The sequence below is a fragment of the Billgrantia endophytica genome, assembly GCF_002879615.1.
GTDB lineage: Bacteria > Pseudomonadota > Gammaproteobacteria > Pseudomonadales > Halomonadaceae > Halomonas > Halomonas endophytica.
In genome coordinates, this window is sequence record NZ_PNRF01000048.1 from 26326 (window position 1) to 39106 (window position 12781).

Consider the following 12781-nt stretch of genomic DNA (forward strand, 5'->3'; position numbering starts at 1 on the left):
AGGGCAGCCAGCCGGCTGCCCTCTTGCACGCTCATGGTGAGTCGCCCTGGGCTTACTCGCCAGTTACGGCTTCCAGGTCCGCCTTGAACTGTTCCAACAGCTCGGCACCACGGTCGCCTGTCATCTCGACGAAACGCTCTTCGACCTGCGGGGCACGCTCGCGGAAGGCCTGGATCTCATCCTCATCGAGGCGGGTCACGGTGACCTCATCGGAGGCTTCCTGGATCTTGGCCAGCGAGTCGTCAGCCAGGCCGGAGATGTGCTCCAGGGTGTGCTCATAGGCCGCCTCGGTGGCGTCACGCACCAACTGCTGTTCTTCCTCGGACAGGCCGTCGAAGAAGTCCTGGTTGGCCATCATGGCGGTGGTGAACCAGCCATGCCCAGTGAATACCAGGTGCGGAGACACCTCATAGAGACCGCCGGATTCGATCCAGAAGATCGGGTTCTCTTGGCCCTGGATGATGCCGGTCTGCAAGCCGCCATACACTTCACCCCAGGGCAGTGGCGTCGGGGTGGCCCCGAAGGCCCGGTAGGTCTCGGAGAGCAGTGGGTTGGTCATGGTGCGAATGTTCTTGCCACGCAATTCTTGCGGAGTGCGGATCGGCTCGTCGACGGTAACGACCATCTCGCCTTCCGGGTACATCTTGAGAAGCTCGAGACCCTGCTCGGCGTAGAGTTCCGGGAAGGTTTCGTTGATAGCCGTACTGCTGTTGAAGAACTCGATGACGGTTTCTTCATCGGTGGGGAGCAGATAGGGAATGAAGAAAATCTGTGCTTCGGGAATCAGTGAGCCGGTAAAACCGGGGGATTGGTTGACGAACTGAAGGATGCCGGCCTGGGTTTGCTCCATGATGTCATCGGATTCACCCAGCTCGCCGAAGCGATAGATCTGTACCGTATTATCGGAATTTTCTTCGATATACTCCTTGAAGGCGACGGCGAATACGTCCTGTACATCTCCCTCGAATTCCTCATGCGCATAGCGCCAGTTGGCGGAATGAGCGGCAGCCGACATGCCGAACAGCAGCGCGCCGATACTGGCAGTGGTCAACAGCTTGGTTGCCTTCATTATTATGTTCTCCTCGCAGGTTGGGCCCGTGAAAAATTTCACATCAGCAGGCATCGGGCAGCCTCTCGGGCTGCACAACTGTTTTTAGGCTAGCGTGGCCCCCAGAGAGGGTCAAGCTGGCATTCAAGGGTTTGCAAAGCTAAAAGTTGCGCTTTTTTCTGTAGTTGCCAGCGAAATGAGAGAGAAGTTTTCAGACTTGGCCGTGGCTCTGGGAGGGGGCTCAGGGTTTGAAGGCGCTCGGCCAGAGCCTGTAGACGCTCAAGAGTTTCCCGCTCTGCCGCGAGCTCGGCTCGCTGCAATTGACGACGTACCTCGGCCACTCCGGCACGCTCCTTGGCGTCGGATTTCAGATGACGGCGCAGCGTTCGCAGCACGACCGTGACCTCCTTCTGCCACTGACGGATCGATGCCAGTTCGGCGGGTTCTTCATCCAGCCTCAGGCCATGGCGATAGAGCCAGCAGTGCCAAAGGAGCTCGCAGACATCCATGCCAGCCTCGTCCTGAAGCTGCAGACAGGCCGTTTCCACACCGTCCCTCGCGTAGAATGCCAGCGCGTAGTCCCATAGCGGGTCGGCGGCAAGCCGAGTCCGCAGATCGTCGGCCATTGGGGTAGAATCGTCGCTCATGATCAGGCTGGCGCCGACGGCGTCGGCTTCCTTAATTCGCCACTTGGAGTCTGCATGATTGCACTGCGCCAGGTCGCCCTGCAACGCGGCACCCAAATCCTGCTCGAGGAAGCCGAGCTGACCCTGCATGCCGGCCACAAGGCCGGCATTGTCGGACCCAACGGGGCCGGCAAGTCGAGCCTGTTCGGCCTGCTGCTGGGCCATCTCGCACCGGATCGCGGTGATATCGAGATGAGTGGGGGACAGCGGATCGCCCATATGGCTCAGGAGGTGGAGGCGCTGGAGCGTCCCATCGTCGACTATGTGCTCGATGGTGACCAGGAACTGCGCCAGACCGAGGCGGCATTGATGCGAGCCCAGAAGGAGGACGACGCCCATCGCGAGGCAGAGCTGCATGGCGCCATCGAGGCGCTGGACGGCTACAGCGCACCGGCTCGTGCCGCCCAGTTGCTGATCGGCCTGGGCTTTACCCAGGCCGATCTCGCACGTCCGCTGTCGGACTTTTCCGGTGGATGGCGCATGCGGGTCAACCTGGCACGAACCCTGTTCATGCCATCGGATCTGCTCCTGCTCGATGAACCCACGAACCATCTGGACCTCGATGCCCTGCTCTGGCTCGAGCAGTGGCTGATGCGCTACCCCGGCACGCTGCTGCTGATCTCGCATGATCGCGACTTCCTCGATGCCGTATGCGATCACATCGTGCATTTCGACCGTCAGCGGCTGGTGCTCTATCGTGGAAACTATTCCACTTTCGAGCGTACCCGCGCCGAGAAGCTGGCCCTGCAACAGGCGGAGGCCGCCAAACAGCAGGCACGCCGCGAGGAGATCGAGCGCTTCGTGGCACGCTTTCGAGCCAAGGCTACCAAGGCCCGCCAGGCTCAGAGCCGGTTGAAGATGCTCGAGCGCATGGGCGATATCGCCATGGCCCATGCCGACTCCCCCTTTCACTTCACGATCCCTTCCTCGGACAAGATATCCCACCCGTTGCTGGTGCTGGATGAGGCGCGGCTGGGCTATCGCAACGCTCAGGGCAACGAGACGGTCCAACTGGAGGGCGTGAAGGCAAGTCTGCTTCCGGGACAGCGAATTGGCCTGCTGGGCCCCAACGGGGCCGGCAAGTCGACCCTGATCAAGTCGCTGACCGGCGAGCTGCCGTTGCTGGCCGGCAAGCGCGTGCCCGGCGAGCACCTGGCCATCGGCTATTTCGCTCAGCACCAGCTCGAGAGTCTCGATCTTGGTGCTACGCCGTTCCTGCATGTGCAGCGGCTCTCGCCCACCGCCAGCGACCAGGCGATTCGTAACTTCCTGGGGGGCTTCGGCTTCCATGGCGACACCGTCTTTGCCGACGTGTCGAGTTTTTCCGGTGGCGAGAAGGCGCGCCTGGCCCTGTCGCTGGTGGCCTGGCAGAAGCCCAACCTGCTGCTGCTCGACGAGCCGACCAACCATCTGGACCTGGAAATGCGCGAGGCGCTGACCGAGGCACTGGCTGCCTTCGAGGGCACGGTGATCATCGTGTCCCACGATCGCCACTTGCTGCGTGCCACCGTGGATGAGTTCTGGCGGGTGGCGGATCACCGGGTCGAACCCTTCGACGGAGACCTGGAAGACTACCGTGCCTGGCTCAAGGCTCGTCTGGAGGGCGTGCGCCGCGAGGCTCGGGCCGACAAGGCCGAGCGTCAGGCGGAGAGTGCCGCGCCGAAGGAGGACCGCAAGGCGGCTCGCCGCGCGGCGGCCGAACTTCGCGAGAAGCTCAGGCCGCTGAAGCGGGAGCGTGACCAGGCCGAGAAGGCCATGGAGAAGGTGCAGGCCGAACTGGGCAGTGTGGAAGAGGCCCTGGGCGACGCCGAGCTGTATACCGACCCGGCGCGCAAGGCGGAACTCACCGAGCGGTTGGCCCGCCAGGGCGAACTCAAGTCGCGGCTGGAGACGCTGGAGGCCGAGTGGCTGGCTGCCGAAGAGGCGCTGGAGGAACTGGAGGCGGAGTTGAAAGAGGCGTAAGCGGCACGTAGCTGCCTTCCCCGCGACTGACCCCGGGAGACAGGGACGGAGGAGGCGCACCGAGCCCATCCATGGAAGCTACCGGCGCCATCCATGGGCCGGACCTCCTCCTTTCCCTGTCTCCCGGCGCCGCTGTGCCGTGGCTCAACGTGTTGTGCTCAACTATCCAGCAAAAACGTCACCGGCCCGTCGTTGACCAGTTCGACCTGCATGTCGGCGGCGAACTCGCCGCTCTCGACCCGGGGCCAGGCCACCCGGGCACGGTCGAGAAGGTAGTGGAACAGCCGCTCGCCGTCGGCGGGCGATGCGGCGCTGGAGAAGCTGGGGCGCAGCCCCTTGCGCGTATCGGCGACCAGGGTGAACTGGGAAACGAGCAGCAGCCCGCCGTCGACCTGCTGCAGGTCGAGATTCATCTTGCCCGCTCCATCGGCGAAGACCCGATAGTGCAGCAGCTTGTGCAACAGCTTGTCGGCGGCGGCCTCGTCGTCGCCCTTCTCCACCCCGACCAGTGCCAGCAGGCCCTGGTCGATGGCCCCCAGGGTTCGTTCATCGACCACCACGCTGGCGCGACGCACGCGTTGAATCAGGGCTTTCATCCGGCGACCTTCCTTCTGGCTGTGGATCAGCCGGCAAGGGTAGCACGCACCCTCAAAGGAGAACGAAGAGGCTTTACCAGGCGCGGCACAGCATGATATCGCAGTGGGGTTCGGAGAGCAGCGCCTCGGTGATGTGGCTATGACGGCCCAGTTGACCGCGGCTGCCCAGGGCCAGCAGGTCTGGCGGCTGGCGGCGTAATCGGGTCAGCAACACTTCCAGCGGATCACCCTGCTCCAGCACCAGCTCCAGCTCCGGTACGCGATCGAGCTCGCCCATCAACTGATCGGTTTCACGCTCCAACTGGCCGCGCAGGCGATCTACCTCCCGGTCGCGCCAACGGGCGTATTCCCGATCGGAGCCCAGCTCCCGCTCGCCGGGGATGTCCCAGGCATGCAGCAGCGTCAAGCGGGCCTCGGGGAAGCGCTTGAGGGTCTCGCGCAGGATGTGGCGGCTGCCCAGGGAGAAGTCCACCGGCACCAATATGTCCTGCCAGTCGCGATTGGCCGGCTGGCTGACCGTGAGTACCGGGCATGGGGCGCTGCGCAGCACCCGTGCCAGAGTCGTGCCGACGACCAGGTCGGGCTGGCCGCGCTTGCGGTGGGCGCCGAGAATGATCATGTCCACTTCGCGGTCATGGGCTTCCCGGATGATCTCGGCATAGGTGGCGCCAGCGACCGTCTGCAACAGGGTCTGTGGTTCCGGCAGGGCATAGTCCTCCCGGATATCTGTCAGGGTGGCCTGCATGTCGGCCACTACCGCTTCCTCCAGGCTGTGAAGGACGCGGCGCGGCAGGTAGGGGTCCAGCACGTGGATGACATCGAGCCGTGCACCACTTTCCGTGGCCAGCCGAACGGCACGGGCGTAAGCGGCGCGATTCTCGGCAGAGAGGTCGCAGGCAAACAGCAGAGTCTGGGTCATGGTGTCTCTCCATGAAGGATGAGCCTGACAGGACAGACTTCAGCATGGGTGGGAGCTGGCGTAGGCGCAAGCCGGGTTTGCTACCACCAGCCATGGAAGTGGTGTACCGGGCCATGACCCTGACCCACGTCAAGGTGATGGCTCTCGGCGAGAGCCGCTTCGAGCCAGCGCTTGGCCGATATGATGGCCTCGGGGAGGGTGTCTCCCAGCGCCAGGCGGGCCGCAATGGCGGAGGAGAGCGAACAGCCGGTGCCGTGCAGGTTGGACGTGGCGATACGCGTGCCCTCCAGCCAGCGGGTTCCATCGGGGGTGATCAACAGGTCGGGGCAGCACTCGCCTTTCAGATGTCCGCCCTTGAGCAGCACCGCGCCGGCACCCAGAGCCGCCAGTGCCGGTGCCATGGCTTCCATGTCGGCACGTGTCGCGGGAGAAGGGCAGTCCAGCAGTACGGCGGCCTCCGGCAGATTGGGTGTCATCAGGTCGGCCAGGGGGACCAGCACCTCCCGTACCGCGGCGATACCGACGTTATCGACCAGAATATCACCGCTTTTTGCCACCATGACCGGATCCAGTACGATCCAGCGCGGACGACGGGCTTCGAGCGAGTCACGTAGTGTCTCGGCCACCTCGCGGCTGGCGACCATGCCGATCTTGACGGCATCGAGGGACACGTCGTCGAGCAAGGTATCGAGCTGAAGGCGAATGAAGTCCTCTGGCACCGGATGCACGCCCTTGACGCCCAGGGTGTTCTGGGCGGTCAGGGCGGTGATCACGCTGGTACCATAGGCGCCCAGCGCCGAGAAGGTCTTGAGGTCGGCCTGGATGCCGGCGCCGCCGCTGGGATCGGAGCCGGCAATGGTCAGTGCATTGGGTATCGAGCGCTCGGGGGTCATGATGATGGAACCGTCCTGTGACATGGGGCGCATGGATCACGCCATGGGCACGGCGTGTCGCGCATGTTGAGTCTTTTCGTGGTTGCGCTGGTCAGTGCCACTTTGCTGCCGGGTGGCTCCGAGGTGTGGCTGGCGCGACTCTGGTGCCTGGGGGAGCCGGTCTGGATGCTGTGGCTGGTGGCCACGTCCGGTAATACGCTGGGCAGTCTGATCAACGTCTGGATGGGGCGCTATGCGCGCCGCTTTCAGGATAGGCGCTGGTTTCCCGCTTCGCCTCAGGGGCTGGCCCGGGCCGAGCGCTGGTATCACCGCTTCGGCGAGTGGAGCCTGCTGCTTTCCTGGGCCCCGGTGATCGGCGACCCGCTCACCGTGCTGGCCGGCGTGTTCCGGCTGCCCTGGTGGCGGGCCATCCTGCTGATCTCCCTGGCCAAGGGGACCCGTTATGCCGTGGTGCTGTACCTGGCGCAGGCCTGGCTGGTGCCCCTTTGCCAATGAAACCGCCACCGGGCTGAACTCTCCATGCAACAGGAGAGTTCAGCCCGTGTCTGCCGAATTACAGTACGGAAGGCAGCCAGGTGGCGAGTTGCGGGAAGATGGCCAGGGCCAACAGTACCCCGAGCTGCAGTATGATGAACGGTATCACCCCCCTGTAGATTGTCGACGTGGGTACCGAAGCCGGTGTGACGCCGCGGAGGTAGAAGAGGGCAAAGCCAAACGGCGGGGTCAGGAAGGAGGTCTGCAGGTTCACCGCTATCATGATGCCGAGCCAGATGGGATCGACCCCCATCATCAGCAGCACCGGGCCGACGATAGGCACCACCACGAAGGTGATCTCGATGAAATCGAGGATGAAACCAAGCAGGAAGATCACCACCATCACCACCAGGGTGGCCCCCACCACACCGCCGGGAAGTGCCTCGAACAACTCGGTGACCAGCTCCTCGCCTCCATAGGCGCGGAACACCAGCGAGAACAGCGCGGCACCGATCAGGATCAGGAACACCATGCTGGTGACCTGAGCGGTGGTGCGTACCACCTCGCTCAGCATGGTGAAGTCGAGGCGACGGCTGGCCAGTGCCAGCACCAGGGCACCGAAGGCGCCCACCGCAGAGGCTTCGGTGGGCGTGGCGAAGCCGCCCAGAATCGACCCCATGACGGCCACGATCAGAAGCACGGGTGGAATCAGCCCCTTGAGCAGCAGCGGCCAGATGCTGCCGGTGTGGCCGAGTTCACGCTTCAGTGCGTCTCGGTCGGCGGGCGGAGCGCTTTCCGGTTTTAGCCAGGCGGTGAAAATCAGGTAGGCGATGTAGGCCACCACCAGCAGCAGGCCCGGAATCACGGCACCGGCGAACAGGTCTCCCACGGAGACGGTCTTGGGGCTCCACACCCCCATCGCCAGCTGGGCGCGCTGATAGGCGTTTGACAGCACGTCACCGAGCAGTACCAGGGCGATGGAGGGCGGGATGATCTGTCCCAGCGTGCCGGTGGCGCAGATGCTGCCGGTGGCAAGTGCCGGTGAATAGCCCCGCTTCAGCATGGTGGGCAGCGACAGCAGGCCCATGGTCACCACGGTGGCGCCGACGATGCCGGTGGAGGCCGCCAGCAGCATGCCGACCAGGACCACTGAGATCCCCAGCCCTCCACGCAGTGAGCCGAACAGCAGTGCCATGGCGTCGAGCAGGGTCTCGGCGACCCGAGACTTCTCCAGCAGCACGCCCATCAGCACGAACAGCGGCACGGCCAGCAGGGTCGCATTGGTCATGATGCCGTAGAGACGGTTGGGCATGGCTCCCATCATGCGTGTCTCGAAGGGCACCGGCACACCCATCTGCAGCAACAGGTAGCCAAGGCCGGCAAAGATCAGCGCGGTGCCCGCCAGCGACAGAGCGACCGGATAACCCAGCATCAGCACCACACAGATGGAGAGGAACAGGAACAGTGGCATGAATTCCAGCAGAGCCTCCACGTTAGAGTGCCTCCCCGTGGTCATGCGTATTGCCCGGCAGCTTACCGCGCAGTATCAGTACCTGTCGGATGGCTTGGGCAACGCCCTGGATCAGCAGCAGCAACACCATCACCAGTATCAGTGTCTTGAGGAGATAGACAGCGGGGATACCACCATCCGGGGAGCGCTCGAGGATGGCCCAGCTGCTTCTCACGTAGCCGTAACCGCCGATGCCGATGAACAGCATGACCGGGAAAAGCAGGAAGAGCGTGCCGCACAGGTCGACCCAGGCGCGACCGCGATCGGAAAGCCTGCGATAGAAGATATCGACTCGCACATGGCCGTCATGTCGCAATGTCCAGGCGGCCCCCAGCATGAACACGGCAGCGTGCATGTACATGACCGACTCTTGCATGACGGTGCTGTGGATGCTGAAGGCATAACGCATCACCACGATGGCGAACTGCACCACCATCATGACGATGACGAGCCAGGCAATGGAGCGACCCACGACCTCGGTGAAGCCGTCGAGCCAAGTGAGCAGGACCGGTTCACGGTTCGCAGTTGGCATGGGGGGATTCTCGTCCAGAAAGAAGTAGGGGACGCATCATCGCCGATTCGACGCGATGCGTCATCCCCGTGCCTCAACTCCCTGGGTCGAATCCGTCATCCAGGCAGGGAAGCGGGTGCATGTGGCAGGAACGCTAACGGGTCTGGTGCTTGAGCAGAGCGGTGAGGTTCTGGAGGCAGGCCGCCGGCAGTGCCACATCCACGGCAATCGGCAGATGGTCGGAAAACAGGTGATCGAGCACGCGGACGTCCCGGGCCACCAGGGAACTGGAGATCAGGATGTGATCCAGGGCGCGGCGCGGTTGCCAGGAAGGGTAGCTGAGCAGTGGGCGCACCGGGTGCAGCGGCAGGGAAGCACAGAACCGGGAGTGAGTGTGCAACTGGTCCGGCGTGCAGTTGAGATCGCCCATGACGACCACATGGCGCAGCGGCTGGATGATCTCGCTGAGGTAGTCGAGTTGGCGGATTCGACCGCGGTGGCTCAGGGCCAGGTGGGCGACGAAGAGGTGCAGGGCATCGGGGCCATCGCCGTAGCGGGCATGAATGGCGCCTCGGCCAGGCAGCGTACCCGGCAGTCGATGCTCCTCGATCTGGGATGGTGTCAGGCGCGAGAGCAGCCCGTTGCTGTGCTGGGCGAAGCGGCCAAGGTTGCGGTTGAGCTGCTGGAAATGGTGTGGAAACCCGCCTCGGGTGGCCAGGTATTCGACCTGGTTGATATGGCTCGATCGGAAACTGCCACCATCGACCTCCTGGAGGCCCACGATATCGAACCGCCCCAGGACGTCGCTGACCATGTCCAGGCGGTGCCTGCGCTTGGGGTGCGGCAGCAGGTGCTGCCAGCTCCGGGTCAGATAGTGATGATAGGCCGACGTCTGGATTCCCACCTGCATGTTGAAGGTGAGCAGCTTGAGGTGCCCACCTTCCAGGGTGGGCGTCCTGGCGTCGGCCAGGTGTGACAGTTCAGTCTGCACGGCTTCGGTCTGCACGGTTCAGTCTTCGCGCTCCTGGCGCACCTTCTCGATCAGGGCATCGGCGATCTGTGGCATGTTTTGCAGGCTGCCGGCACTGCTGGGCGTCACCAGGTAACGGCCATCCACGACCAGGGCCGGGACCCCCATCAGGCGCATGGCGCGCATGCGGGAGTGGGCCTGGTTGACCTGGGACTTGACGGCGAAGGCATCCATGGCCTGGCGGGCCTCGTCTTCGCTGACACCATAGTCGCTGAAGAAGGACGCGATGCTGTCGGGATCGGTCAGCCTCTGGCCGTTCGCATGGATGGCTTCGAAGATATCGGCGTGAGCCTCTTCGCGAATGCCCAGCTCCTCGGCCGCATAGAAGACCGCCGCATGGGTGTTCCAGTCGCCGCCCATGGTGGCCGGCAGGTGCACCACGCTGACATCGTCTCCCAGCGTTTCGTACCAGTCGGCGACGGGGCCCTGCAGGTTGTAGCAATGGGGGCAGCCGTACCAGAAGGCTTCGGTCACCTCGATCTGACCATCGTCGACGCGGGTCTCGACGGGCTCGGGAAGCACCTCGTAGTGCTGCCCTTCCACCAGCGTGGCGGCCGAGGCGAGCGTCGATAGGCCGAAGCCTGCCAGGGCAAGCAGTGCGGTCTTGAGGATGAGGGGGGACTTGAACATGCGAGATTCACTCCTTGGAGGGCCGGGTACGCTTGGCGGTACCGTCGGTTGCGTCGACAACTTGGAGCGCGCCGGCAAGCCAGGGTTCCCGGCTGCTGCCCGATAATGGCGAAGGCGGCCATCGGCCGCCTTCCGGTTCGGCCGATGGCCGGCATGCGCTGCAGGCCAGGCGGTACACGGTTGTCTGAAAATGTCGCTCGCTCGTCGGTTTTTCGGGCAAGGCTTAGTGCAGGCCGAGAATGTAGTTGGCCACGGCTTCCATGTCGGCATCGCTCATCTTGGCGGCGATGTCGCCCATCATGTTGCCGGGGTCGTTGACCCGCTCGCCCGAGGCGAAATCCTGCAGGGTAGCGACGGTATATTCGGCGAACTGGCCGGACAGGGCCGGATAGAGAGCGGTGTGAATACCCTCGCCTGTGGGGCCATGGCAAGCGGCGCATGCCGGGATGCCCTTGGCCATGTCGCCGGCGCGGTAGAGCTCCTGGCCACGGGCGATCAGTTGCTCGTCAGGGTCGGCCTGGCCGATGTTGGCATCCTGTTCGGCATAGTAGGCCGCCACGTCCCAGGCATCCTGGTCGGAAAAGTCATCCACCTGGCCAACCATTTCAGGCACCAGGCGATCACCGTCGCGAATTTCCATGATCTGCTTGGCCGTATAGGACATCTGCTGGCCTGCCAAGTGCGGGAAAGCGCCGGATGGGCTGATGCCGCTTTCTCCATGACAGGCGGCGCAGGTCTGTGCCAGCTCGCGTCCGGCTGCCGCATCGGCATCCGCTTCCAGGTCCGCGTGGGCGGCGCCAACGGCGCCCATGGTCAGTGCCAGGCTTGCCAGTAACTTTCTCATCGCAGTTTCACTATGCCGTTGTGTTGTTTACCGGTACGCATCCTGGGTGCTCCGGGCCCCGCAGGTTCCAGGCCGGGTTTGCCCCGCTGCCCGAAGCGCCGACTGCATCGGTCGCTGCCGGCAAGAGCACGGTGGTACACTAGCGCGCCCAGGTCGCAGAGAAAAGACACCGCATTATAACGAATCAAGCCCGCCTCGGGAATGCAGGCCAAGAACCCGGTGGCGGGGCGCTCTTACTACTTTCGGCAGGATCTCGTTGCCATGTCCCGACTCAGCCAGTCCCAATCGCTCAACTACCAGACCGCGCGCTTCATGATCAGCGCGCCGACGCTTGCCCAGTGCCCTCCGGATGACGGCGCCGAGGTGGCCTTTGCCGGTCGTTCCAATGCCGGCAAGTCAAGCGCAATCAATACACTGACTCGGCAGAAAGCGCTGGCGAGAACCTCGCGTACCCCGGGGCGCACCCAACTGATCAACCACTTCTCGCTGGGTGACGACACCTCCCGGCGCCTGGTGGACCTGCCCGGCTATGGCTTTGCCAAGGTGCCGGAAGAGGTCAAGCGTGAATGGCAGCGACACCTGGCGGAGTACCTGCGCGGGCGCCGTTCGTTGAAAGGTGTGGTGCTGGTGATGGACGTTCGCCATCCCCTCACCGAATTCGACCAGACATTGCTGGGCTGGGCCGACGATCAGGACATGCCGGTGCACATCCTGCTGACCAAGGCGGACAAGCTGAAGTCCGGTGCGGCCAAGCAGGCGCTGCAACAGGTGCGCCAACGGCTGCAGGAGTGGGAAGACCTGGTGACGATCCAGCTCTTCTCGTCGCTGAAGCGTGAGGGCGTCGATGAGGCCAGCGCGCGTCTCGATGCCTGGCTGGCGACCGAACCGGGGTAGATCGCCGCCTCGCTCACCGTATCAGTCACGCCCCGTGCCGGCCAGCCGGTGCAGCAGGCCGGGCAGTTCCCGTACGTGGTTCAGTCGGTGAATGCCGGCCGGCAGGGCCATATCGTCGATATGAGGGGAGATCCAGGCGACCTGCATCCCCAGCCGGCGAGCCGGTTCCACGTCCTCACGCCAGGAGTCGCCCACGTGCAGGGCCCGGGAGGGCGGCGTGCCGAGCCGAGACAGGGCGGCCAGGAAGGGCCGTGCATCCGGTTTGGGGGCGAATAGCTCACCAGCGGCGATGGCCACCGGGAAGTGATGGCTCAGTGCCAGTCGACGAACATCCACGTTGCCGTTGGTGATGCTGGCCAGCCGGTAGTACCGGCCCAGTTCCGACAGCAGCGGCTCGACTTCCGGGTGGGGAGCGACCCGATGTCGCAGGGTCATGAAGCGCGACATGGCGGCGCTGGTCCACAGCCAGGCGGCCGAGTCATTCAGTCCATAGTCCCGCAGCAGCGCCAGCAGGGCCCGCTCCCTCAGCCAGGTGAAATCCCCGCGTCGAAGCGGGTTGGCGGCGGCCAGTTCACGCCGTCGGTCGGCGAAGGTCTCCAGCGGAAAATGCTCGGCGAAGCGCCGTATCGGGGCATTCCCGCGACTGCGCTGCCACTTCTCCAGTGCCTCGTCGAGCCAGTTGTAGTGGCCGGTCTCGGTATCGACCATCACCTGATGGTTGTCCCACAAGGTGTCGTCGAGGTCGAAGGTCAGGGCCTGGAGCCGTCTCGTTGCGCTCATCTCG

Annotated in this window: 14 protein-coding genes; 3 read left to right on the plus strand and 11 right to left on the minus strand. The window is 64.1% G+C overall.

What is annotated here, in order from left to right:
* Nucleotides 1-52: 52 nt before the first annotated feature.
* Both C1H69_RS22525 and C1H69_RS22530 read right to left on the minus strand, forming a co-directional pair.
* Nucleotides 53-1069, minus strand: a complete 1017-nt coding sequence (locus C1H69_RS22525; RefSeq protein ID WP_102655621.1) for a TRAP transporter substrate-binding protein — start codon at nucleotides 1067-1069, stop codon at nucleotides 53-55.
* Between the two features lie 89 nt (nucleotides 1070-1158).
* A complete protein-coding gene (locus C1H69_RS22530) occupies nucleotides 1159-1824 on the minus strand; it encodes a TIGR02444 family protein (RefSeq protein WP_240610053.1) in 666 nt (221 codons plus the stop codon).
* Here C1H69_RS22530 and C1H69_RS22535 point away from each other — a divergent pair.
* Nucleotides 1750-3696 (plus strand): ATP-binding cassette domain-containing protein, encoded by a 1947-nt coding sequence (locus tag C1H69_RS22535; RefSeq protein WP_102655622.1) that lies wholly within the window; start codon nucleotides 1750-1752, stop codon nucleotides 3694-3696. The two genes, C1H69_RS22530 and C1H69_RS22535, sit on opposite strands and share 75 nt — an antisense overlap.
* A 158-nt stretch (nucleotides 3697-3854) precedes the next feature.
* Here C1H69_RS22535 and dtd read toward each other — a convergent pair whose 3' ends face one another.
* From dtd to thiD, 3 genes are all read right to left on the minus strand, one after another.
* Entirely contained in the window at nucleotides 3855-4292 is a 438-nt protein-coding gene (gene dtd, locus C1H69_RS22540; protein WP_102655623.1) for a D-aminoacyl-tRNA deacylase, read from the minus strand.
* 73 nt (nucleotides 4293-4365) lie between these two features.
* Nucleotides 4366-5211: a universal stress protein gene (locus C1H69_RS22545; protein ID WP_102655624.1), complete on the minus strand. Its 846-nt coding sequence runs from the start codon at nucleotides 5209-5211 to the stop codon at nucleotides 4366-4368.
* A gap of 80 nt (nucleotides 5212-5291) precedes the next feature.
* Nucleotides 5292-6104, minus strand: a complete 813-nt coding sequence (gene thiD, locus C1H69_RS22550; RefSeq protein ID WP_102655655.1) for a bifunctional hydroxymethylpyrimidine kinase/phosphomethylpyrimidine kinase — start codon at nucleotides 6102-6104, stop codon at nucleotides 5292-5294.
* A gap of 63 nt (nucleotides 6105-6167) precedes the next feature.
* On the opposite strand from thiD, the gene C1H69_RS22555 reads away from it, so the two are divergent.
* The gene (locus C1H69_RS22555; RefSeq protein ID WP_102655625.1) at nucleotides 6168-6599 is read left to right on the plus strand and encodes a YqaA family protein; all 432 of its coding nucleotides are present in this window, start codon (nucleotides 6168-6170) and stop codon (nucleotides 6597-6599) included.
* A gap of 58 nt (nucleotides 6600-6657) precedes the next feature.
* Here C1H69_RS22555 and C1H69_RS22560 read toward each other — a convergent pair whose 3' ends face one another.
* From C1H69_RS22560 to C1H69_RS22580, 5 genes are all read right to left on the minus strand, one after another.
* Nucleotides 6658-8061 carry a TRAP transporter large permease gene (locus C1H69_RS22560; RefSeq protein ID WP_240610055.1) on the minus strand — a complete coding sequence of 468 codons (1404 nt, stop codon included), beginning with the start codon at nucleotides 8059-8061 and terminating at the stop codon, nucleotides 6658-6660.
* Between the two features lie 10 nt (nucleotides 8062-8071).
* The gene (locus C1H69_RS22565) at nucleotides 8072-8620 is read right to left on the minus strand and encodes a TRAP transporter small permease subunit (protein ID WP_102655627.1); all 549 of its coding nucleotides are present in this window, start codon (nucleotides 8618-8620) and stop codon (nucleotides 8072-8074) included.
* 133 nt (nucleotides 8621-8753) lie between these two features.
* Nucleotides 8754-9509 carry an endonuclease/exonuclease/phosphatase family protein gene (locus C1H69_RS22570; protein ID WP_102655656.1) on the minus strand — a complete coding sequence of 252 codons (756 nt, stop codon included), beginning with the start codon at nucleotides 9507-9509 and terminating at the stop codon, nucleotides 8754-8756.
* Nucleotides 9510-9608: 99 nt separating this feature from the next.
* Nucleotides 9609-10259 carry a thiol:disulfide interchange protein DsbA/DsbL gene (locus tag C1H69_RS22575; protein WP_240610054.1) on the minus strand — a complete coding sequence of 217 codons (651 nt, stop codon included), beginning with the start codon at nucleotides 10257-10259 and terminating at the stop codon, nucleotides 9609-9611.
* Between the two features lie 223 nt (nucleotides 10260-10482).
* Entirely contained in the window at nucleotides 10483-11103 is a 621-nt protein-coding gene (locus C1H69_RS22580; protein ID WP_102655628.1) for a c-type cytochrome, read from the minus strand.
* Nucleotides 11104-11364: 261 nt separating this feature from the next.
* Between C1H69_RS22580 and yihA the strand changes: the two genes are divergently transcribed.
* The gene (gene yihA, locus C1H69_RS22585) at nucleotides 11365-11997 is read left to right on the plus strand and encodes a ribosome biogenesis GTP-binding protein YihA/YsxC (RefSeq protein ID WP_102655658.1); all 633 of its coding nucleotides are present in this window, start codon (nucleotides 11365-11367) and stop codon (nucleotides 11995-11997) included.
* 21 nt (nucleotides 11998-12018) lie between these two features.
* Here the strand turns inward: yihA and C1H69_RS22590 are convergent, their stop codons facing one another.
* Complete coding sequence (locus tag C1H69_RS22590) at nucleotides 12019-12777, minus strand: HAD family hydrolase (protein WP_102655629.1); 759 nt, start codon at nucleotides 12775-12777, stop codon at nucleotides 12019-12021.
* Between the last annotated feature and the right edge of the window lie 4 nt (nucleotides 12778-12781).

Bases quoted from the DNA above. Each gene is read 5' to 3' on its own strand.
- C1H69_RS22525 (WP_102655621.1), bottom strand. From the start codon at position 1,069: ATGAAGGCAACCAAGCTGTTGACCACTGCCAGTATCGGCGCGCTGCTG.
- C1H69_RS22535 (WP_102655622.1), top strand. From the start codon at position 1,750: ATGATTGCACTGCGCCAGGTCGCCCTGCAACGCGGCACCCAAATCCTG.
- C1H69_RS22530 (WP_240610053.1), bottom strand. From the start codon at position 1,824: ATGCAGGGTCAGCTCGGCTTCCTCGAGCAGGATTTGGGTGCCGCGTTG.
- dtd (WP_102655623.1), bottom strand. From the start codon at position 4,292: ATGAAAGCCCTGATTCAACGCGTGCGTCGCGCCAGCGTGGTGGTCGAT.
- C1H69_RS22545 (WP_102655624.1), bottom strand. From the start codon at position 5,211: ATGACCCAGACTCTGCTGTTTGCCTGCGACCTCTCTGCCGAGAATCGC.
- thiD (WP_102655655.1), bottom strand. From the start codon at position 6,104: ATGACCCCCGAGCGCTCGATACCCAATGCACTGACCATTGCCGGCTCC.
- C1H69_RS22555 (WP_102655625.1), top strand. From the start codon at position 6,168: ATGTTGAGTCTTTTCGTGGTTGCGCTGGTCAGTGCCACTTTGCTGCCG.
- C1H69_RS22565 (WP_102655627.1), bottom strand. From the start codon at position 8,620: ATGCCAACTGCGAACCGTGAACCGGTCCTGCTCACTTGGCTCGACGGC.
- C1H69_RS22570 (WP_102655656.1), bottom strand. From the start codon at position 9,509: ATGCAGGTGGGAATCCAGACGTCGGCCTATCATCACTATCTGACCCGG.
- C1H69_RS22575 (WP_240610054.1), bottom strand. From the start codon at position 10,259: ATGTTCAAGTCCCCCCTCATCCTCAAGACCGCACTGCTTGCCCTGGCA.
- C1H69_RS22580 (WP_102655628.1), bottom strand. From the start codon at position 11,103: ATGAGAAAGTTACTGGCAAGCCTGGCACTGACCATGGGCGCCGTTGGC.
- yihA (WP_102655658.1), top strand. From the start codon at position 11,365: ATGTCCCGACTCAGCCAGTCCCAATCGCTCAACTACCAGACCGCGCGC.
- C1H69_RS22590 (WP_102655629.1), bottom strand. From the start codon at position 12,777: ATGAGCGCAACGAGACGGCTCCAGGCCCTGACCTTCGACCTCGACGAC.